This is a genomic window from Ruegeria sp. L12 (genome assembly GCF_056531745.1).
The window spans coordinates 26,604-47,195 of record NZ_JBQFMH010000009.1 but is presented as its reverse complement, the minus strand read 5'-3'; the positions used below and the strand labels follow the sequence as shown (position 1 = coordinate 47,195).

At 62.2% G+C, this 20,592-nt stretch carries 23 protein-coding genes; 7 read left to right on the top strand and 16 right to left on the bottom strand.

The window, feature by feature from the left end:
* The first annotated feature begins 23 nt into the window (after positions 1 to 23).
* Positions 24 to 1,022: a polyprenyl synthetase family protein gene (locus ACR0K9_RS14760; RefSeq protein WP_480824275.1), complete on the top strand. Its 999-nt coding sequence runs from the start codon at positions 24 to 26 to the stop codon at positions 1,020 to 1,022.
* On the opposite strand, the gene ACR0K9_RS14755 is transcribed toward ACR0K9_RS14760, so the two are convergent.
* The 4 genes from ACR0K9_RS14755 to soxR form a co-directional block, all read right to left on the bottom strand.
* Entirely contained in the window at positions 1,015 to 1,836 is an 822-nt protein-coding gene (locus ACR0K9_RS14755; protein ID WP_480824273.1) for a 4-(cytidine 5'-diphospho)-2-C-methyl-D-erythritol kinase, read from the bottom strand. The two genes, ACR0K9_RS14760 and ACR0K9_RS14755, sit on opposite strands and share 8 nt — an antisense overlap.
* A complete protein-coding gene (locus ACR0K9_RS14750) occupies positions 1,826 to 3,553 on the bottom strand; it encodes a tetratricopeptide repeat protein (protein WP_480824271.1) in 1,728 nt (575 codons plus the stop codon). Before ACR0K9_RS14750 ends, ACR0K9_RS14755 begins: the two co-directional genes overlap by 11 nt.
* 82 nt (positions 3,554 to 3,635) lie before the next feature.
* On the bottom strand, positions 3,636 to 5,282 hold the full coding sequence (locus tag ACR0K9_RS14745) for an electron transfer flavoprotein-ubiquinone oxidoreductase (RefSeq protein ID WP_480824269.1): 1,647 nt from the start codon (positions 5,280 to 5,282) through the stop codon (positions 3,636 to 3,638).
* 136 nt (positions 5,283 to 5,418) lie between these two features.
* Entirely contained in the window at positions 5,419 to 5,874 is a 456-nt protein-coding gene (gene soxR / locus ACR0K9_RS14740) for a redox-sensitive transcriptional activator SoxR (protein WP_480533326.1), read from the bottom strand.
* Between the two features lie 88 nt (positions 5,875 to 5,962).
* Here soxR and ACR0K9_RS14735 point away from each other — a divergent pair, with 88 nt between their 5' ends.
* The 3 genes from ACR0K9_RS14735 (at position 5,963) to ACR0K9_RS14725 (ending at position 8,058) form a co-directional block, all read left to right on the top strand.
* Positions 5,963 to 6,343 carry a VOC family protein gene (locus tag ACR0K9_RS14735; protein WP_480533328.1) on the top strand — a complete coding sequence of 127 codons (381 nt, stop codon included), beginning with the start codon at positions 5,963 to 5,965 and terminating at the stop codon, positions 6,341 to 6,343.
* A gap of 237 nt (positions 6,344 to 6,580) precedes the next feature.
* Entirely contained in the window at positions 6,581 to 7,051 is a 471-nt protein-coding gene (gene greA, locus ACR0K9_RS14730; protein ID WP_480533330.1) for a transcription elongation factor GreA, read from the top strand.
* Positions 7,052 to 7,065: 14 nt separating this feature from the next.
* Positions 7,066 to 8,058, top strand: a complete 993-nt coding sequence (locus ACR0K9_RS14725) for a hypothetical protein (protein ID WP_480824267.1) — start codon at positions 7,066 to 7,068, stop codon at positions 8,056 to 8,058.
* Here ACR0K9_RS14725 and ACR0K9_RS14720 read toward each other — a convergent pair.
* The 4 genes from ACR0K9_RS14720 to ACR0K9_RS14705 are packed head-to-tail and all read right to left on the bottom strand — an operon-like array spanning position 8,055 to position 11,395.
* On the bottom strand, positions 8,055 to 9,320 hold the full coding sequence (locus ACR0K9_RS14720; RefSeq protein WP_480533333.1) for a molybdopterin-binding protein: 1,266 nt from the start codon (positions 9,318 to 9,320) through the stop codon (positions 8,055 to 8,057). The two genes, ACR0K9_RS14725 and ACR0K9_RS14720, sit on opposite strands and share 4 nt — an antisense overlap.
* Entirely contained in the window at positions 9,317 to 9,808 is a 492-nt protein-coding gene (gene mobB, locus ACR0K9_RS14715) for a molybdopterin-guanine dinucleotide biosynthesis protein B (protein WP_480533335.1), read from the bottom strand. The genes ACR0K9_RS14720 and mobB overlap by 4 nt, the downstream gene beginning before the upstream one ends.
* Complete coding sequence (gene mobA, locus ACR0K9_RS14710; RefSeq protein ID WP_480533337.1) at positions 9,805 to 10,461, bottom strand: molybdenum cofactor guanylyltransferase MobA; 657 nt, start codon at positions 10,459 to 10,461, stop codon at positions 9,805 to 9,807. The genes mobB and mobA overlap by 4 nt, the downstream gene beginning before the upstream one ends.
* On the bottom strand, positions 10,454 to 11,395 hold the full coding sequence (locus ACR0K9_RS14705) for a formate dehydrogenase accessory sulfurtransferase FdhD (RefSeq protein WP_480824265.1): 942 nt from the start codon (positions 11,393 to 11,395) through the stop codon (positions 10,454 to 10,456). Before ACR0K9_RS14705 ends, mobA begins: the two co-directional genes overlap by 8 nt.
* On the opposite strand from ACR0K9_RS14705, the gene ACR0K9_RS14700 reads away from it, so the two are divergent.
* Both ACR0K9_RS14700 and ACR0K9_RS14695 read left to right on the top strand, forming a co-directional pair.
* Positions 11,394 to 12,104, top strand: coding sequence for an AzlC family ABC transporter permease (locus ACR0K9_RS14700; protein ID WP_480824263.1), 711 nt, complete (start codon positions 11,394 to 11,396; stop codon positions 12,102 to 12,104). The genes ACR0K9_RS14705 and ACR0K9_RS14700 overlap by 2 nt on opposite strands.
* A complete protein-coding gene (locus tag ACR0K9_RS14695) occupies positions 12,101 to 12,433 on the top strand; it encodes an AzlD domain-containing protein (protein ID WP_480533343.1) in 333 nt (110 codons plus the stop codon). The genes ACR0K9_RS14700 and ACR0K9_RS14695 overlap by 4 nt, the downstream gene beginning before the upstream one ends.
* Here ACR0K9_RS14695 and ACR0K9_RS14690 read toward each other — a convergent pair.
* The 7 genes from ACR0K9_RS14690 to ACR0K9_RS14660 all read right to left on the bottom strand — a co-directional run bounded on the left by ACR0K9_RS14690 (position 12,422) and on the right by ACR0K9_RS14660 (position 18,931).
* Positions 12,422 to 13,054: a hypothetical protein gene (locus ACR0K9_RS14690; RefSeq protein ID WP_480824261.1), complete on the bottom strand. Its 633-nt coding sequence runs from the start codon at positions 13,052 to 13,054 to the stop codon at positions 12,422 to 12,424. The genes ACR0K9_RS14695 and ACR0K9_RS14690 overlap by 12 nt on opposite strands.
* 23 nt (positions 13,055 to 13,077) lie before the next feature.
* Complete coding sequence (locus ACR0K9_RS14685; protein WP_480533347.1) at positions 13,078 to 13,212, bottom strand: aa3-type cytochrome c oxidase subunit IV; 135 nt, start codon at positions 13,210 to 13,212, stop codon at positions 13,078 to 13,080.
* Positions 13,213 to 13,280: 68 nt separating this feature from the next.
* Entirely contained in the window at positions 13,281 to 13,835 is a 555-nt protein-coding gene (locus tag ACR0K9_RS14680; protein ID WP_480824259.1) for a hypothetical protein, read from the bottom strand.
* Positions 13,822 to 15,660 (bottom strand): glycerophosphodiester phosphodiesterase family protein, encoded by a 1,839-nt coding sequence (locus ACR0K9_RS14675; RefSeq protein WP_480824257.1) that lies wholly within the window; start codon positions 15,658 to 15,660, stop codon positions 13,822 to 13,824. Before ACR0K9_RS14675 ends, ACR0K9_RS14680 begins: the two co-directional genes overlap by 14 nt.
* 64 nt (positions 15,661 to 15,724) lie before the next feature.
* Entirely contained in the window at positions 15,725 to 16,177 is a 453-nt protein-coding gene (locus ACR0K9_RS14670; RefSeq protein WP_480533353.1) for a DUF6173 family protein, read from the bottom strand.
* A gap of 4 nt (positions 16,178 to 16,181) precedes the next feature.
* The gene (locus ACR0K9_RS14665; RefSeq protein ID WP_480824255.1) at positions 16,182 to 17,228 is read right to left on the bottom strand and encodes an MBL fold metallo-hydrolase; all 1,047 of its coding nucleotides are present in this window, start codon (positions 17,226 to 17,228) and stop codon (positions 16,182 to 16,184) included.
* The gene (locus ACR0K9_RS14660) at positions 17,228 to 18,931 is read right to left on the bottom strand and encodes an acyl-CoA dehydrogenase family protein (protein ID WP_480824253.1); all 1,704 of its coding nucleotides are present in this window, start codon (positions 18,929 to 18,931) and stop codon (positions 17,228 to 17,230) included. The genes ACR0K9_RS14665 and ACR0K9_RS14660 overlap by 1 nt, the downstream gene beginning before the upstream one ends.
* Before the next feature lie 132 nt (positions 18,932 to 19,063).
* Here ACR0K9_RS14660 and ACR0K9_RS14655 point away from each other — a divergent pair, with 132 nt between their 5' ends.
* Positions 19,064 to 20,011, top strand: coding sequence for an L-threonylcarbamoyladenylate synthase (locus tag ACR0K9_RS14655; protein WP_480824251.1), 948 nt, complete (start codon positions 19,064 to 19,066; stop codon positions 20,009 to 20,011).
* On the opposite strand, the gene ACR0K9_RS14650 is transcribed toward ACR0K9_RS14655, so the two are convergent.
* Positions 20,008 to 20,562 (bottom strand): YqgE/AlgH family protein, encoded by a 555-nt coding sequence (locus ACR0K9_RS14650; RefSeq protein WP_480533361.1) that lies wholly within the window; start codon positions 20,560 to 20,562, stop codon positions 20,008 to 20,010. The two genes, ACR0K9_RS14655 and ACR0K9_RS14650, sit on opposite strands and share 4 nt — an antisense overlap.
* Positions 20,563 to 20,592 lie beyond the last annotated feature (30 nt).

The window sequence follows — 20,592 nt, the reverse complement described above, 5'->3', positions numbered from 1 at the left end:
TCGAGCCTTGTATCAGGAGTGTGATGACAGTCAGCACAATCTCGAAACCGCATGAGCGTCTGGCAGAGATGCTGGCGAATGAAATGGCAGCGGTCAACACGCTGATTCGGACGCGTATGGCGTCCGAACATGCCCCGCGCATCCCCGAAGTGACCGCTCATCTGGTCGAAGCGGGCGGCAAGCGTCTGCGTCCGATGCTGACCTTGGCTGCGGCGCAGTTGTTTGGCTATTCCGGCGATCATCACGTCAAGCTGGCCGCAACGGTCGAATTCATTCACACCGCAACCCTGCTGCATGACGACGTGGTGGACGAGAGCGGACAGCGACGGGGTCGACCCACCGCGAACCTGCTGTGGGACAACAAATCTAGCGTTCTGGTGGGTGACTACCTGTTTTCCCGTAGTTTCCAGCTGATGGTCGAAACCGGCTCGTTGCGGGTTCTGGACATCCTTGCCAATGCCTCGGCCACCATTGCCGAGGGTGAGGTGCTGCAAATGACCGCAGCCACCGATCTGGGCACGGATGAAGGCGTCTATCTGCAGGTTGTGCGCGGCAAGACGGCGGCGCTGTTTTCGGCGGCAACCGAGGTTGGCGGCGTCATCGCGGGCGCGACCGAGGCGCAGGTCAAAGCGCTCTATGATTATGGCGACGCGCTGGGGATTGCGTTCCAGATTGCGGATGACCTGTTGGATTATCAAGGCGATAGCGCGGCGACCGGCAAGAATGTCGGCGACGATTTCCGCGAACGCAAACTGACCCTGCCCGTGATCAAGGCCGTGGCGCAGGCCACCGCCGAAGAACACGCCTATTGGGAGCGCACCATCGGTCGTGGACGTCAGGACGAGGGCGATCTGAATCATGCCCTGTCGCTGATGGCCAAATACGGAACGCTGGAGGCCACCCGCGCGGATGCGTTTGGCTGGGCGGCCAAGGCCAAATCGGCGTTGGCGGCGCTGCCGGATCATGAGATTCGCACTCTGCTGGGCGATCTGGCGGATTACGTGGTTTCACGCCTCAACTGAGCGTCGTCGCGCGGCACCACCAATCGGGATGCGCCGCGCCGATCTCATATGCGGCAATATGGGCCGCTTTCAGCGTTGGATAAAGCGCGAAACAGGTTGAACCTGATCCCGACATCCGCGTCAACAGGACGTCTCGGGTACCGTCCAGAGCGTCAATGACATCGGCAATGCCTGGCGCCACGGATATCGCTGGCGCCTGCAGGTCGTTACGCTGATCCTGCAGCCATTGGGCGCAGTCTTCCGGCACCTTGAATGCGGGAAGCTCGGCGGGCATCGGCGCATTGTCCCGGCTCTGCAGCGCAGAGAAGACCGGCCCGGTTGGAACCGCGATCCCCGGATTGACCAGAAGCGCAGGTAAGGGTGACAGAGTGATCGGCTCGATCCGCTCGCCAATGCCCCGCATTCGGGCCGCCGAGGCGTGTATGCAGACCGGAACATCCGCACCCAGCGACAGTGGTACAGCATCGGTCATCTCAAGCACCTCCGCAGTCGTGGAGCGCAGAAGCGCAGCGGCGTCCGAGGACCCTCCGCCAATCCCACCGCCATGGGGCAGGTGTTTCTCAAGATGGATATGCCCGGTCCAACCTACGGCTTCCGCCGCCTGCCAGACCAGATTGCGCGCATCGCAGGGTACGCCATCGGCGAACTCTCCGCTGACATCCAACGACAGATCCGGCCCGGAGGTCAGCGTCAGGCGATCCCCGACATCGGCAAAAACGACCAGCGAATCCAGCAGATGATAGCCATCTTCGCGCTGGCCGGTCACATGCAGGGTCAGGTTGATCTTGGCGGGCGCAAACGCCTCAGCCTTCATTGGCGACCTTCAGGGGTTCGGCGCCTTCTTCCTGCAGCACCACGTCCAGCCCGGCCTCGATCTTGCGGCGGATGCGTTCAGGATCGGCCTCACCATCGGTGTCTTCGGGGTCAATGAAGGACAGGGCGCGCTTCCACTGGAATTCGGCCTCGCGCGCGCGGCCTACGGCCCAATAGACATCGCCCAGATGGTCGTTGACCACCGGATCGACCGGCATCAGTTCGACCGCGCGTTCCATATGGCCGACCGCTTCGTCATAGCGGCCAAGGCGGAACAGGACCCAGCCGAGACTGTCGACGATATAACCGCTGTCCGGGCGCGCGGCGACGGCGCGTTCGATCATTTCAAGCGCTTCGTCCAGCTTTTCGCGCCGTTCAACCAGCGAATACCCCAGATAGTTCAGCACCTGCGGCTGATCGGGGTTCAGTTCCAGCGCGCGGCGGAAGTCGGCCTCGGCCTGATCCCAGTTCTTGAGCCGCTCGTGCGAGATGCCACGGGCATAATGCAGGAACCAATTGCCGCTGACGCCATCCTCGGTCAGGTCGATCGCGCGGTCGTATGAGGTGACGGCGGCGGCATAATCCTCTTGCTGGCGGCGCAGATCGGCCAGCGCCACATGCACGCCAGGCAGATCGGGGCTCTGGGCGGCCAGATTCTGCAGCACTTCGGCGGCGGCATCCTTGCGGTCAGACCGGCTGAGCACTTCGGCGCGACCAAGCTCGGCGGCGTGATAGTCGCTGCTGTCGGGCGGTACCTGACGATAAACGTCCACCGCCTGATCATATTGTTCAAGCCCGTCCAGCAGCTCGGCACTCAGCAGGATCGCGTCGATATGATCGGGCCGCAGGAACATCGCGATGCGGGCATAGAGCAGGACATAATCCGGCGATGCCTCGGCGCTGAGTGCGGCACCGACCGAGAAAAACACCTCGGCCATGCCATCCTGCGCCGATTGCACATGGGTGAAGGGCAGCGTCTGCCCATCGCTGAGGCGGGAAACATAGCTTTCGATGGTCGGGTCGCTTCCGGCAGCAAAGACATCATCAAGGAACTGCAGCGCCTCGTCATTTCGATCCAGTTGCGACAGAACCTCGGCCCGTGCCAGCGCGGCGCGGCGCGAGAAACGGGCGACGGTGCCGTTATTGGCGGCAAAGATCGCCTCGGCCCCTTCGAAATCGCCAATCGACGCCAGCGCCACCGCCTTGTGATAAAATGCGAATTCCTTCAGGCCTTCCTGCGTTGAAACAAGATCAAACTGCTCCATCGCCTTGGTCATGGCGCCCTGATCCATATAGGCCCAGGCCATCATCAGCCCGTCAACCAGCGGGCCGACTCCTTGCGTCTGAGGGTCACGGGCCAGAAGCTCTTCGAGCGCGCCATCTGCGATCAGGTTGGCGGAAATGACCATCCGCGCCGCCTGGCTGGGCAGGCCGTTCGCCTCGATGGTTTGTGCCACGGGCAGCGCACGTTTGATCTGGCCCAGGGCAAGCCGCGCCACCACCACATTTTCCAGCAGTTTGGCGTTTTCAGGATCGGTTTCCAGCGCACGCGTGTAATAGCGTTCGGCCGCGGGATAATCGCTCTGATAGATCGCCTGCCGACCGGCCAGATACGAACCCGTATCCGAAACCGCTGGAAGCGCCAGTGTTGAGCTGAGGATCACGGCCAGTGCCGTGCGTCGAACCAGGGAAGCCACCGATATCTGCCTTGCTGTCATTGACTGTACGACAAGCTAGGGCTTCGGTGGACAAGAGGCAATGGCAGAGCCTTCACGACCCTGCCAGAGCCCGTGTTTTCGCTTACATGTTGGGATAGTTCGGGCCATCCCCGCCCTGCGGCGTGGTCCAGGTGATGTTCTGGCTGGGATCCTTGATGTCGCAGGTTTTGCAATGCACGCAGTTCTGGAAGTTGATGACGAATCGTGGACCGTCGTCATCCTCGACCATCTCATAGACACCTGCCGGGCAGTAGCGCTGCGCCGGTTCATCAAACTTGGGCAGGTTCACCTTGACCGGGATGTCGGGGTCGGCCAGCCGCAGGTGGCAGGGCTGGCTTTCCTCGTGATTGGTGGCCGCAAACGATACGTTTGTCAGACGATCAAAGGACAGCGTGCCATCGGGTTTCGGATAATCGATCGGTTGATGCTTGCTGGCCTCTTCGGTCGAATCCGCGTCGTTCTTGCCGTGACCAACCGTGCCGAAGAACGAAAAGCCCAACGTGTTGGTCCACATATCCAGACCGCCCAGCATCAGCGAGGCCGTCAGGCCCCATTTCGACCAGATCGGTTTGACGTTGCGCACCTTTTTCAGGTCGGCGCCGATGGGGCCATCGCGCACATCGGTTTCATATGCGGTCAGTTCATCGCCCGAACGCTCGGCCTTGATGGCGTTATAGGCAGCTTCCGCCGCGGCTTTGCCCGACAGCATCGCGTTGTGATTGCCCTTGATGCGCGGCACGTTGACCATACCCGCCGAGCAACCCAGCAGCGCCACGCCCGGCGCGACCAGTTTGGGCATCGACTGATAACCGCCCTCGGTGATCGCACGTGCGCCATAAGCCACGCGCTTGCCGCCTTTCAGCAGCTCGGCCACCATCGGGTGGTGCTTGAAGCGCTGGAATTCCATGTAAGGGTACAGGTGCGGGTTCTTGTAGTTCAGGTGCACCACGAAACCGACATAGACCTGATTGTTTTCAAGGTGATAGATGAACGATCCACCGCCTGCGTTGCTGCCCAGCGGCCAGCCCATGGTGTGCGTGACGCTGCCTTCCTTGTGCTTGGCCGGGTCGATCTCCCAGATCTCTTTCATGCCGACGCCGTATTTCTGCACGTCCTTGCCGGCTTGCAGGTCATATTTGGCGATGACTTCCTTGGACAGCGAACCGCGCACACCTTCCGACAGGAAGACGTATTTGCCGTGCAGTTCCATGCCTGGTTCAGTGTTCGGGCCGTAAGAACCGTCTGCTTCCAGACCGAAGACACCGGCGACCACGCCTTTAACTTCGCCATTCTCACCATAAACCAATTCCGAACAGGCCATGCCGGGGAAGATTTCCACGCCCAGTTCCTCGGCCTGTTCGGCCATCCAGCGGCAGACATTGCCCATCGAGACGATATAGTTGCCGTGGTTGTTCATCAGCGGCGGCATCGGGAAGTTGGGGATGCGGATCTGACCGGCCTCGCCCAGCATATAGAAGTTGTCTTCATGCACCGGCACGTTCAGCGGCGCGCCCTTTTCTTTCCAGTCGGGGATCAGCGCATCCAGACCGCAGGGGTCCAGCACCGCACCCGACAGGATATGCGCGCCCACTTCCGAGCCCTTTTCCAGAACCACGACATTCAGGTCGGCATCCAGCTGTTTCAGACGGATGGCCGCTGACAGGCCCGCGGGGCCTGCACCCACGATCACCACGTCATATTCCATCGCTTCGCGTTCAATCTCGGCCATCGCGGGCTCCTTAGCTAACTTTCCGAATTGGCGCTTTTCACATGCGGTCGGCGCAATATTGTTTCACGGCTGATTACATGGTCAGAAAGACCTTGGTCAATCGAAACACGGCGTAACAAGAGCGCTATTCGACACATCACGTCTCTGGCGCATCACCCATCAGGTATCTGGGACCGCTACCATGGGTTTTGGCGCGGTCATCGGGGTTATAAAGAGCGCATTTGGGCAGGCTGAGGCAGCCACAACCGATGCAGCCGTCCAGATTGTCGCGCAACCGCATCAGGGTATCGATTCGCGCATTGAGATGAGCGCGCAAACCTTGACTGATATCTTTCCAATCCTGTGGCGTGGGGGTGCGATTGCCGGGCAGGCCCGAGAGGACCTCTCGGATTTCAGGCAGGGTCAGGCCAAACTGCTGCGCGATCATCACAAAGCTCAGCCGCCGGATGTCGGCCCGCTGATACCGGCGCTGCCCACCCGCATTACGCCAAGGTGCAATTAGCCCCTGCGCCTCATAGTAGCGGATCGCCGACACCGCCAAACCGGTGCGCCGGGCCAGAGCGCCGATTGCAAGCCCTTCGGAAGCTGCCATTTGATCCTCGCAAAAAATTCCTTGACCTAAAGTTAGGTTTAGAAATTACGGTGAGTCGGGACAAGCCTCAAATTGAAAAGGAGATCCCATGATGGCGACGCTTGAACACACCAATTTCACCGTCCGCGATCCCAAGGCCTCGGCGGCGTGGATGCAGGACGTCTTTGACTGGAAAACCCGTTGGGAAGGCCCGGCCATCTCGGGCGGCTATACCGTGCATGTGGGCGGGCCACACACCTATCTTGCGCTTTACAACCCTGGCGACCCCAAGCCGCTGACCAACAGCAGCTATGACATCGTCGGCGGCCTGAACCATGTGGGCGTGCTGGTCGAGGATCTGGACGCCACCGAGGCAAAGGTCAAAAAGGCCGGATTCGAGCCGCACAATCACGCCGATTACGAGCCGGGCCGCAGGTTCTATTTCCGCGACGACAACGGCATCGAATTCGAAGTGGTTCAGTATGATTGAACTGCTCTGGCTGGGCGCCGAGGCCTATCGCTGGCGGCGCGGCGACCTGCTGGGGCACCGTCATAGGCGAATGCCGTCGCCGCCAAAACGGCGCTAAGTTGCAGGTTGCGCCAGAAGGCGCGCCTGCCCTCTTGCAATTCACGCCTCATTTGGGTCAGGTAATTGCCGACCCATCTTTCGCCCCGACGCTTCTCCCCTGCGTTGGGGCGTCACAATTTCTGCGTGGACGACAAGACTATGGAAAAAATCCCCATGACGCCTGCGGGCAATGCCGCGCTCGAGGCAGAGTTGAAGAACCTCAAATCCGTCGAGCGCCCGGCGATCATCGAGGCGATAGCCTCGGCGCGCGAACTCGGCGACCTGAAGGAAAACGCCGAATACCACTCGGCCCGTGAAAAACAGGGCTTTATCGAAGGTCGCATCAAAGAGCTTGAGAGCGTGCTGTCGCTGGTGGATGTGATCGATCCGGCCAAGCTGTCGGGTGCGGTGAAGTTCGGCGCCAAGGTCACGCTGGTCGATGAAGACACCGACGAGGAAAAGACCTGGCAGATCGTGGGCGAGTATGAGGCCAATATCGAAGCGGGTCTTCTGAACATCAAATCTCCGATCGCCCGCGCCCTGATTGGCAAGGACGAAGGCGACAGCGTCGAGGTCCGCACCCCCGGCGGCGTGCGCTCATACGAAATTCTGAGCATCGCATACGCCTGACCCGGAGCGTCGTCATGTCCGACACCGACCCTGATCCGGAAGACAAGAAACCGACCTCTCTGGGCATCTATGATCGGCCCAGTGCCCCCTCGGTGACCATGATCGAGATCGTGGCGGGTGCGCTCAGCCTGTTATGGCTGGTCGTGGCCGTGGTGTTTCTGGTGCTGCCCGGTGATGGGCGGGGCGGATTTATCGTCACGGCGCTGGCGGTGTTCCTGCCGGTGGCGATGATCTGGGTCGCCGCTCTGGCGATGCGCGCCAGCCGGATCATGCGCGAGGAAAGCGCCCGGCTGCAGACCGCGATCGACGCCATCCGCAACAGCTATGTCACCCAGCAACAGCGCGCGGCCAGCACCTATGAACCGACCGTGGGCAAAAAGCTGGACGAAATCGCCGAGACCGCCAAAAAGACCGAAAGCGCATTGGCAACCTTCTCGACCAATCGGGCCGAGCCGATGCGCGCCGGAAAGTCGTCTTCCGAGCCTGCCAACCAGACCTCGCTGGCGTTGGGCACCTTGGCCGAAGAGATTGCACCGCCGCTGGCGCGGGATGTCTTCATCCGGGCGCTGAACTTTCCTGAAACGCAGGATGACAAGGAAGGCTTCAATGCCCTGTGGCTTGCCTTGAAGGATCGTAAGGCGGCAAAGCTGGTGCAGGCCTCGCAGGATGTTCTGACCCTTCTCAGCCAGGAGGGGATCTATATGGACGACCTGCGCCCAGACATGGCCCGCCCTGAGATCTGGCGGCAGTTTGCGCATGGCGAGCGCGGACGAGCGGTGGCCACGTTGGGTGGCATCCGCGACCGGTCATCGCTGGCACTGACGGCGGCGCGGATGAAACAGGACCCGATCTTTCGTGATGCCGCCCACCACTTCCTGCGCCGTTTCGACCACATGATCGCGGATTTCGAACCCGAGGCCAGCGACGCTGAACTGACTGCGCTGGGCGAAACCCGCACAGCGCGGGCCTTCATGCTGGTCGGTCGCGTGGCAGGAACGTTCGACTAAAGCCCAAAGCTGCCATAGGGGATGAAGCGCACCGGATCGCCTGGCTGAATGTGGCGCGCGCCATCTTCGATCTCGACCAACCCCTCGGCCCAGCTGAGGCCGCTGATCCGGCCTGACCCTTCAGACCGGAAGACTTCGACCCGGCCCTCTCGGATACGGGCGCGCAGGTATTCGCGACGTCCCGGTTTCTTGTGCTTTTCAAACGCGGCGGGCACGTCAAAGCCTTGCGGCTCCTGCCATCCCGCCCCGGCCATCAGGCTCAGCGCCGGGCGGGCGAAAATCAGAGTACAGACCAGCGCCGCCACAGGATTACCCGGCAAGCCGTACACAGGCATCCCCTGCCACAGGCCCAACGCCAGAGGCCGCCCTGGCTTTAACGCAATGCGCCATTCCTGCATCGCCCCCGCCGCGCGCAGCAGGGCCGAGACGTGATCCTCATCCCCCGCTGACGCTCCGCCGCTGGTCAGGATCACATCCGCCTGCGCCGCCGCGTTGTCCAGCCGCTGTTTCAGCGCGGCCCGGTCATCGGGCACACGCCCAAGATCGACCGCCTCGAACCCCATACGCGCGATCAGCGACAGCAGCATGGGGCGGTTGGCATCGTAGATCTGCCCCGGACCGGCGTGCTCCCCCGGTTCAACCAGTTCATCGCCTGTGGACAAGACGCCCACACGCAGCACCTTGCGGACCGGGACGTCACGAACACCGATCGCGGACATCAGCGCCAGATCCGCCGGAGTCACCTGCCGCCCCGCGACCAGAGCGACGTCCCCCTCGGTCACGTCTTCCCCTGCCTTTCGGGCGTTGGCACCCTGTTTCAACGGACCGTGAAAGGCGATGTGGCCGTCCTGAACCGTCACATCCTCTTCCAGAATGACCGTCTCGACCCCTTTGGGCAGAGCGGCCCCGGTCAGAACCCGGATCGCATGGCCTTGCGGGACTGTCCCGTCGAACGGGATACCCGCAGCCGCGCGGCCTTCGATGAGCGGCAGAATGCAAGGCCCCTCGGGCACGGCTCCGGCAAAGCCATAGCCATCCACCGCCGTATTCGGCAGCGGCGGGTTCGACCGCCTGGCGATCACATCTTCGGCCAGAATGCGACCGGCGGCCTGCATCAGAGGCACGGTTTCAATCCCGGTCACCACCGTCAACCGATCCCGCAACAGGGCCAAGGCATCATCGACCGGCGTCCAGTTCACCCCGGCGGGCAGCGCAAAGCAGTCGTTGCGCAGCGGCGGCGGGGTAATGTCCGGTTTGCTCATAATCCGACCTCGTTCAGGATAAAGTCCGCGATGGCGGCAGTATCGTCCAGATCGAAAACCGGGCGATCCAGATCCAATGGCATATCGCTCGCCACCGCGTGGATGGTCGGATCGTCCCGGGCGATCAGAGGGTTGTTCGCCTCAGCCCGAAACGCCTCGATCTTGGGATGCGCCTCGCGCTTGAAACCTTCGATCAGCACCAGATCCACCGGCGAGAGGCGTGTCAGCAGATCTGACAGCGCAGGTTCCGGCGCGCCGCGCAACTCCTGCATCAATGCAACGCGCTGCCCCGAGGCCAGCAGCACCTCGGACGCGCCCGCCATGCGGTGGCGATAGCTGTCGGTGCCAGGCTGGTCGACATCGACCGCATGATGCGCGTGTTTGATGGTGGACACGGAAAGGCCACGGTCGGCGATCTCGGCCACCAACCGCTCCATCAACCCGGTCTTGCCCGCGTTTTTCCAGCCTGTGACGCCGTAGACCCTCATGCCTGCTCCAGCAGCATTTCCGCCCGGCTCAGATCTTCAGGCGTGTTGATGTTGAAAAACGGATCGAACGGGTCGGCGGAAAACAGCGCCTCGCGCCCGCCATGCTTGTCGGTCCACAGGACCACCTTGCGCAACCCGTCATTCAACGCCGCCCGCAGATCGTCGCGCAGCGCCACGGGCCAGAGGCCGAAAGTCGGGTGCCGGTTGACCTTGCTGCGCCCACCGGACCTCAGCGCCTCTTCTCCGGTGCGCCGAGTGGTGGCCAGAACCAGAGGATGCGCCTGTCCTTCTGCAGCCTGTGTCAGCCGCGCCACCAGATCGCGCGGGAAAAACGGCGTGTCGGCGGCTGCGGTGACAATGCAATCAGCCCCTTGCGCCGCCGCCCAGTCGAGGCCCGCCAGCACTCCGGCCAGAGGCCCCGCGAACCCCTCAACCGTATCCGGCAGAATCGGCAAGCCCAGATCGGCAAAGCGCGCGGGATCACCGTTTGCATTCAGCGCCAGCCCGCCCACCTGTGGACCCAGCCGGTCAATCACACGAGACAACAGGCTTTGGCCACCGACCCGCAGCAGCCCCTTGTCGCCCCCGCCCATCCGGGTGGCAAGCCCGCCTGCAAGGATGATGCCGAGGGGGTTTCTCGCGCTGTCAGACATCAGCACTCTTCCGTCGATGTTTCTTGTCCTCGACCGCCACGGTCGCCGGATCGACGTCGCGGACCAGCCGGTCCTCACCCGACAGGCACACGAACCGCTGCCCGCGCATCCGGCCGATCAGGGTCAGGCCGATCTCGCGGGCGATCTCAACGCCCCATGCAGTGAAGCCGGAACGGGACGCCAGCACGGGGATGCCCATCATCGCCGTTTTGATCACCATTTCCGAGGTCAGGCGACCAGTTGTGTAGAGTATCTTGTCCTCTGCCTTTTCCCCTTCGGACAGCATCCAACCGGCGATCTTGTCGACGGCGTTGTGGCGGCCCACGTCCTCCATGTAGACCAGCGGGCGGTTCTTGTGGCACAGCACCGTGCCGTGGATCGCCCCGGCCTCAAGATATAACGACGGGGTGCGGTTGATCTTGGCCGCCAGATCATACAGCCACGAGGTCCGGACCGGGACCTGCGGCAGGCGCACATCCTCCAGCCCCTCCATCATGTCTCCGAACACGGTGCCAACAGCGCACCCGCTGGTACGGGTCTTTTTCTTCAGCTTGTCTTCATACGAGGTCTCGCGCGCGGTGCGCACGACCACCGTTTCAAGATCGTCGTCGTAATCGACGCGGGTAATCTGATCATCCGCCAGCAACATGCCCTGATTGCGCAGAAAGCCCAGCGCCAGATACTCAGGATAATCGCCGATGGTCATCGCGGTCACGATCTCTTGCGCGTTCAGGAAAATCGTCAGCGGGCGCTCCTCGACCACCGAGATCTGGCTGTGCTCACCATTCTGATCCACACCTTCGACCGCACGGGTCAGGCGGGCGGCACCGGGATCGGGCGCGATGAGGTAGTCTGACAGGTCGATTTCGGTGGCCAATTGCAACCCTTTCCCAAGACGTCTACTGCTGCTGGCGTCACCATAGGATTTAGCCATGGCCTCTGCCACATCCAAGTCATACTTCTGGAAAGGTTTTCGGGACGGCACACCGTTCGTGTTCGTCGCCATGCCCTTCGGCCTGCTGTTCGGCGTTTTTGCCACCGAGGCCGGGCTGAATGTCGTGCAGACCCTGGCCTTTTCCGCCACCGTCTTTGCCGGTGCCGCGCAATTCACCGCGTTGCAGTTGCTGCAGGACAACACGCCTACGGTGATCGTTCTGATCTCGGCGCTGGCGGTGAACCTGCGGGTGGCGATGTATTCCGCCTCGCTGACGCCCTATCTGGGGGCGGCGCCGCTGTGGCAGCGCGCCTGCGCGGCCTATCTGATCGTCGATCAATCCTATGCCTGCTCGATCGTTCGATTCGAGAAAGAGCCTGACATGACCGTGCCCCAGCGCATGACCTATTTCGTCGGCACCGTCACACCGATCACGCCGCTTTGGATTCTGGGCACTTATCTGGGCGCGGTTCTGGGGGCGCAAATACCGGAAAGCTGGGCGTTGGATTTTGCCTTGCCGATCACGTTTCTGGCCATGATCGGGCCGATGATGCGCACGCTGGCCCATGTGGTTGCCGCGCTGGTCGCCATCGTGGTGGCCTTGCTGACCGTTGCGGTGCCATTCAATCTTGGTCTGCTGATCGCGGGTGCGGCGGGCATGGTCGCGGGCGCACAGGCCGAACTGATGCTGGAGCGGGCCAAGCCATGACGCAGATCGACCCCATCACCATCTGGATCATCATCATAGGTCTGGCCATCGGCAGCTATCTTCTGCGCTTCACCTTCATCGGTCTGGTCGGAGATCGCCCGATGCCGCCATGGCTGCTGCGCCACCTGCGTTATACCGCAGTGGCCATCATCCCCGCCCTGATCGCGCCCTTGGTGGTCTGGCCTTCGGCCACCGATGGGCAGCCGGACTTGCCGCGCATGGCGGCGGCTGCAGTGGCGCTTTCGGTGGGATATGTCACCAAGAACGTGCTGGCCGCGATCTTTACCGGGGCCGCCACGCTCTATGGTCTGCTCTATCTAGTTGGTTGAGGTCGCTTCGAGCTGATTGAGCCGCGCGTTGTTCTCCGCCAGCCCCTGCTGCAGATCAGCCGAGTCGCTCTCGCGGTATTCCGTGGTGACAACGCCCGGGACATGACCGAACTGATCGGACAGTTTCACCGGATAGAAGGTGGTGCTGATCTGCTCGAACCCCGGCACCTGCTGTAGCAGCTGCGCGGTCGAGTTGGCACAATATGCCCCTGCCACCGGACCCATCTGCTTGGCCAGTTGCAGCGCAATTTCGGCCTGTTGCGGTGTCACCTGGATGGTCTGGATGCGGGCGTAATGCGTCTCGCGCGCGTGGCTGCTGCGATAGGCGCGTTCCACATTCGGAGTGATGCCATAAAGCACGTCATCCTTGATCGGCACCACATCGGCCCGGAAGGACCCGGCAGGGTCGAAGATCACCCGCTCGCTGCCGCTGATCATCAACGAGGTATGCGCACCCGAGCCGGTGCGCGTATTGATCATCGTATAAAGCGTCAGCGTCGATGGCCCCGGATCGCGATAGGATCGGGCGACAATCTCGGACGGATCGGCCTGCGGGCGTTGCGATCCGGCGCAGCCTGCGACGGTCACTGCCAACAGGCAGGCTAACAGAATCCTAAACACGGGTCGGGCGCCTTAATCCGGGATTACGACGCGAAGACAGCCAGGAAAATGCAAAGGAAGAGGATCGCCACCACACACCAGGTGGTGAACTTGATGAACCCGTCAAAGGTTTTGGTCTGAACGGTGATGTCCATCTCGCCGTGCTTGTGATCAGCCATGTGTCTAAGAATCCCAATTCGCGTGTTTGAGATGTTGGATAATGCAAAATGCAGGGCCTGTCACGACGTCATTCGCGCACAGGTGAGGCAAAAACCGAGCATCCGGGATAGCCGAACCCCCAGCGCCATGGCAGTCCGCTGCAGGGGCCGCCACCAAAGCGCACGGCCAGATACATCGCCTCGGCGGTGATCGAATGGACGGATCGGATCTGATCCGGTGTCATGTCGTAGCGTTCGGCATATTCCTCGGCATAGGTCACGCCATGATCTTTGACACAGGCGCGCAGGGCGTCATCGGCGGCGAGGCGAGCGTCAAAGCTGGCCTCGGCCTGCGACGCGCCACCTGCATTGTGATAGGCGCGGTCATGGGTGACGCAGCAATATTCCCAGGGCGGGTGCGCCTCGTAGAGCAGGCTGAACTTGGGGAAGGTCTCGGCCACCAGTCGCCAGCTTGACGACAAGCCGCCCGAACAGCCATCCGTTTCGAACGGGGTCAGATCAGCGTCTTCGATCGAGCTCATCAACGCCCGGTGCGCGGGTATTTCAACACCGCGCATCAGATCCTGCCCGGCAGCAGGCAGCGCGCAACAAGCCAGAATGGCGGCAAACTTAAGGGCTCTCATCGCGCATCTCGGGCTTATCGACGGACAGGCCGAATGTGGTCGCCAGCCACAGCATGAGCCGTTCGCCCGGACCCATCTCGGCGCGGACTCGCAGCACCTCGCGGGCCATCGCCGGACGGTCGGTGATCAGCCCATCAACACCCATCGAGGCCATGGCCGACATCTGCAGCGGGTCATTCACCGTCCAGACATAGATATCCTTGCCAGCCTCATGGACCGAGCGGATCAGGCCCGGCGAAACCGTTGCCGCGTTTACGGCCACGAAATCGCCTTCAAGCCCCGAGAGATTGCCAATCGCCGTCGCCGCCAGCACCCCTGCCCGCCACTCGGGGCGCAGCGCTTTCATCTTCTGCACCGCCGGATATTTCAGCGACATGGTGGCGATGTCTTCCTGCATCTCCAGCTCTTCGACGATCTCGGCAACGCGGTTTTCCAGATCGACGTCGTGGCCGTAATATTTCAGCTCGATGATGACCTTGGACTTACCTTTTGCGGCTTGCAGCACATCGCGCAGTGTCGGCGTGCGTTCCGAGGCGTATTCCGGGCCGAACCAACTGCCGATATCAATCTCGGCCACATCCTCCATGGTCGCGCCCCACACCTTGAGCGGCACGCCCGCCAGTTTCATGAAATCGCTGTCATGAGCGATTATGACCACATCGTCTGCGGTCTCCTGCACATCGATCTCGACCCAATCGGCACCATCCTCAATCGCTTTCAATACCGCTGCCATAGTGTTTTCCGGCCGTATCGCCGCAGCGCCCCGGTGGCCTATGACGTCGGCATGATCCGGCGCCTGAACGCGTTCCAGCAGTTCCTGCCCGGACCAGAGCCCGATCACCAGTGCAACAAGCGCACCACCGACCACCGCATAAAGCGGCGCGCGCAGATTGCCGGGTTCGGGGTGCGGCACCTCGCGGGTCTGAGTGTCGAAGAAACCGTCCAGCAGCACCGCCAGCGCGCCCAGCGCTATCGCCGCAAGAACCAGCCCGGCCAGCGACCAGAGGCCTGCGATGATCAGGCTGTAGATCAGGGCAAACCGCAAATTGGCTGCCCCCTGCAATGGCACAAGGCCGAACAGCCCGCCGACGACAAGCGCGATAAACGACGCAATGGCGACGCGCAGCAGCAGCCACAGGGCCAGTTCGATCTTCAGCCGGCCACGTCTGCCCTGCATGCGTTCGGCGCTGCTGTCAAATGCCTCGGCGGGTTTGCAACCTTCGAACAACACCAGATGCAGCGCCAGCGCCCAGGCCGAGAGCCTGCGGATCAGCACCCAGGCCAGGCTCAGCATGACAATCCCAATCAGCACCACCGCTACCCAGAAGGCAGGGGGGTGAAAGGTAAGGTAATAATTGATGTCGTATTCTGTCAGCGTCCACCACGCAATCACGCCTGCCACCGCCACAAACGGCAGCGCCAGCACCAGCACGCGCAGTATGAAACGCGCCGCAAAGCCGAACAGCGCAGGCAGGCGCGTCAGGATCAGCCGGATCGAGGCACTGCCCGCGCGCCACGGGTCACTCTCACCCATGCGCAGCGATCCGGCCATGACCGAGAAGACAAAGACCTCGGCCAGCAGAAACAGGCTGAGCACCACGACCGCCGCGATGAAGCCCGCGGGCGACAGCAGGAACATGGCGATGTCCTGATCCGTCAGCGCCGCCTGATCCGACAGGGAAACGGCCAGATTGACGGCGATGGCGATGCCCGGCGTGATCAGCGCGACCAGCAGCAAACGCACCGCCAGATAAACCGGCACAAAGACACGCCGCCGCGCCCATGCGCCGCGATAGGCGTTTGTAACGGCTGAGAAATTGGTCACGCAGCACCCTCCTGAATGGTGATCTCATTCAAGGCTGCGAAAGCGTGAATTGCAAGGGTGCGCGTTAGCTGTCTTCCAGATCAGCCGCCAGCCGGAATCCGATGCGATTGGCCGGTTTATCCTCGACCGTCTTGGGCAGGGCGCGCAGCATCACGTTCAACTGGCTGACATGCTGCACCAACTGCGTTTTGGCCCCACCGCCATCCGAGCCGTAGAAGGTGATGACATCGGGGTCGAAATAGCCCATGCCCTCGATCCGCATCACACCGGCATCACCGCCGGTGAAACCCATGGCAACCTCTTGATCGCCATCCAGCGTTTTCTCGAAGTTCTGGATATACATGATCAGCCGCTCATAAGCCCATTGCGCCGGGCTTTTGGTTTCGACCGGTTTTTGCAATGGCTTGGGCAGGTCCTTGTTGCCCGAGGCCGCATTCGGGTTGGCGTGTACTTCGTAGCATCGTGGCAACGCCGCGGATTCCGCCGCCTCGGCTGAGGTTTCGATCTGGTCCTGCATCGCTCTACCCTTTGCGCTGATATTCCCACGCCCCGTCCGCGCGGCGCGTCCGGGTGACTGCTCCAATGTGGTAGAGATGGTTCATATGTGCAACCGCCTCGACCAGCGCGAGGCCGTATTCACCTCCCTTGATCTGGCGCTTGAACAGCGGGGCAAAGCAGTCAGCGGCGGTTTTGGGCTGATCGAGGTCGTTCAGCAAACGATCCAATGCGCCGTGATGATTGTCGATCAACTGACGCATCCGGATCGGCAACCCGGTGAAGGGCAGCTTGTGCCCGCTCAGCACCAGATGATCAGGCCGGGCCAGAGGTTGCAGACGCTCGCAGGCTTCCAGCCAGTCGGCGACCGGATCAGCCATCGGCTCAGTAGCGTAGACGCCCAGATTCGAGCTGATCGAGCTGAGGATCTGATCCCCGGTCAGCACCAGATTGTCGTCGCGGCTCCAGAAGGTGCAGTGTTCGGGCGCGTGGCCATTGCCCATGTGAACATCCCAGTCGCGGCCCCCCATACGGATCACATCGCCTTGCTTGATGCGGGTAAAGCCCAGCGGCATGGGGTAGACGGTGTCGGCAAAGTTGAAGGGACGTTCAGCCATCCGGCCCGCCAGCACATCCGCATCCATCCCGGCGCTGCGATAGTAGTCCAGTGTTTCCTTGGGCCAGTTCTCCTGCACGTCCAGCGTCAACATGCGTGCGAACAGCCATGCGGTGCGGCTGGTCACCAGTTCGGCGCCATGCTCGGACTGAAACCAGCCAGCGTTGCCCACATGATCGGGATGATGGTGCGTCACAACCACCCGGTGGACGGGCTTACCGGCCAAAGGTCCTTCCATCAGGGCCTGCCAGATGCCGCGCGTTTTCTTCGACGACAGGCCAGTATCGACCACCGTCCAGCCGTCGCCATCATCCAGCGCGTAAACATTCACGTGATCCAGCGCCATGGGCAGGGGCAGCCTGATCCACAGGACCCCTTCCGCAACCTCGACCCATTCGCCGGGCGCGGGCGGTTCCTGCCACGGATAGCGCATCACCTGAGGCCCCTCGCCGTCCATCAGACTGCCAACTCATCGGCGCCGAGCGCATAGAGGTCATCCGCCCCGTTCTGCGCCTGCGCCAGCAGACCGGTGTGTTCGGGCAGCAGCGCGTTGATATAGTAACGGGCCAGTTTGGCGCGCGGTCCATCGGGGTCGGCCAGAGCCGCCGACAGGTGATAATGCCCACCCAGCACCCGCGCGAAAGCTTTGAGATAGGCCGACGCACCGGCAAAGCGATTGTTCATGTCCGATTGCGCGACCAGCCATTCGGTTGCTTCCCGAAGCGACTCGGAGGCTTCCCAGACCGGACCGGCAAGTTCCGGCATCGTGGCACGGGCTTTTTCGGCCTGATCCTCGATCTCATCCAACAAGTTCGAGGCCGCCTCGCCCCCGTCCATCATCTTGCGGGCCACCAGGTCCATCGCCTGAATGCCGTTGGTGCCCTCATAGATCGCGGTCACACGGACATCGCGGTAATACTGCGCGGCGCCGGTTTCTTCGATGAAGCCCATACCACCATGTACCTGCACCCCGGTCTCGGACACACGCATGCCGGTCTCGGTCCCGAACGCCTTGCAGATCGGCGTCAGCAGGGCCGCCCGTGCAGCCCAATCGGCCTCACCCGTGGCTTGCGCCATGTCGATCGCGGCGGCATTGGCCAGCATGATCGCCCGTGCGGCAAACACATCTGCACGCATGCTCATCAGCATCCGCCGTACATCCGCGTGGTCGATGATCGTACCCGAGGGCGTCTTGCCCTGCTTGCGCTCTAACGCATAAGCCAGCGCGTGCTGATAGGCACCCTCGGCCACGCCGACGCCCTCACCACCAACGCCCAGACGGGCGTTGTTCATCATGGTGAACATCGCGGCCATACCGCCATGTTCCTTGCCGACCAGCCAGCCTTTGGCCCCGTCATATTGCATCACGCAGGTGGGCGAGCCATGTAGGCCCATTTTGTGCTCCAGCGACACCACCTTCAGGTCATTGGCCACGCCGGGATTGCCGTTCTCATCAGGGATATACTTGGGCACCAGAAACAGCGAAATCCCCTTGGTCCCCGGCACGCCATCGGGCAGACGGGCCAGAACCAGATGGCAGACATTCTCGGTAAAGTCGTTATCGCCCCAGGAGATATAGATTTTCTGACCGGTCACCGAATAGGTGCCGTCGCCGTTATCCTCGGCTTTAGAGGTCAGCGCCCCCACATCCGATCCGGCCTGCGGTTCGGTCAGGTTCATGGTGCCCGACCACTCCCCCGCCATCATCTTGGGTAGATAGAGCGCTTTCAACGCGTCGCTCGCATGATGCTCCAGCGCCTCGATCTGGCCCTGCGTCATCAGCGGGGCCAGCTGCAGCGACAGGCAGGCGGCGCTCATCATCTCGTTCACCGCAGTGGTCATGGTCATGGGCAAACCCATGCCGCCATATTCGGGATCGCCGCTGATGCCGATCCAGCCGCCCTCGGCGATGGCCTTCCAGCCCTCGGCATAACCCGGAGAGGTGCGCAATACGCCATTCTCCAGCCGGGCGGGTTCCAGATCGCCGGGGCGCTGCAGCGGGGCCATGACTTCTTCGCACAGCTTCCCGGCCTCGGTCAGAATGGCGCTGACCACGTCTTCGCTGGCGTCCGAGAACTTCTCGGTCGCGGCGATCTGGTCAAAACCGATCACGTTGCGGAACAGGAATTCATAGTCTGAGATCGGGGCGCGATAGGGCATGGGTTCCCTCTGAGTCTGGCATGTGTGTTGCATGGGGTTGGAATCCCGACCCCACGCCGGTATTCATCTGGGCTGGCACGATTACCTACCGTTACCTGAACTGCAAGCAACCAAAACGCGGCGTCACGACTAATGACCCTTCTCGGCACCCAAGACCTTTCCGCAGATGCCGATGGCATTGCCAAAGCCGCCGACCTGTTGCGGCAGGGGCTGCTGGTCGCGTTTCCGACCGAGACCGTCTATGGCTTGGGCGGTGATGCACGGAACGGCGAGGCTGTGGCCGCGATCTATGAGGCCAAGGGGCGGCCCAGCTTCAACCCGCTGATCGCCCATGTCGCCTCGACCGAGACTGCGAAGCGGTTCGTCGAATGGACAGATCAGGCCGAGCAATTGGCGCAAGCCTTCTGGCCCGGTCCTCTGACGCTGGTGCTGCCGCTGCGCGCCGACCACGGGATATCATCGCTGGTCACCGCCGGATTGGACACTTTGGCCGTCCGCGTGCCCGCACATCCCGCCGCCCGCGCCTTGCTGGCGGCGTTCGATGGCCCGGTGGCCGCGCCTTCGGCCAACCCCTCGGGCCAGATCAGCCCGACCACGGCGGCGCATGTCAGGGCGGGACTGGATGGGCGCATTGCGGCCATTCTGGACGATGGCCCCTGCGGTGTCGGGCTTGAATCCACCATCGTCGGTCTGACTGGCACTCCGGCTCTGCTGCGCCCGGGAGGGGTAGCTCTGGAACAGATCGAAGAGATGCTACAGACGAAGGTGCACCACCATCAGCCGGGTGATCTGCTGACCGCACCGGGACAGTTGCAATCCCATTACGCACCGGATGCGCCGGTCCGTTTGAACGCCGGGTCGCGGCAAGGGGATGAGGTGTTGCTGGGCTTTGGTCCGCTCGACTGCGATCTGAACCTGTCGGAAACCAGCAGCCTGCCCGAGGCTGCCGCCAATCTGTTCGCAGCGCTGCACACGCTGAACGAAACCGGCAGGCCGATTGCTGTGTCGCCGATACCGGACCATGGATTGGGCGCAGCCATCAACGACCGTCTGCGCCGCGCGGCGGCTCCGCGCGACTAGGCGCGGCCAGCGCTGGCAGACAGGGACAGCGGATCAACCCCGAGCGTGGCCAGGGCGGCCTCCCACTTCTCATCATCGGGCACGTCGAAGACCAGTTTCGAGGTCGCTTCGGTGGTCAACCAGCCGTTCATCGCGATCTCATCCTCAAGCTGATCGGGGCCCCAGCCGGAATAGCCCAGCGTCAGCATCGAATTCAGCGGCCCCTTGCCCGAGGCCAGATCTTCGAGCACATCCAGCGTTGCGGTCATGCTGAAATCATCCGATATCCGCATCGAATGCAGGTTCGCTTCGTAATCCGAGCTGTGCAGGACAAAACCACGCGACATCTCGACCGGGCCGCCGAACTGCACCAGACGTTCGCCCACCACGGGAATGAGGCAAGGAATATCGAGCTGTTCCAGCAGAGTCTTGATCCGCAAGTCCGAGGGTTTGTTCACGATCAGGCCCATCGCGCCATCGTCGCCATGACTGCAGATATAAACGACCGAATGCTCGAATCGTGGATCGCCCATGCCGGGCATCGCAATCAACAGTTTTCCCGTAAGGTCCATCAGCAAACATCTCTTGCGCCATAGGATGAA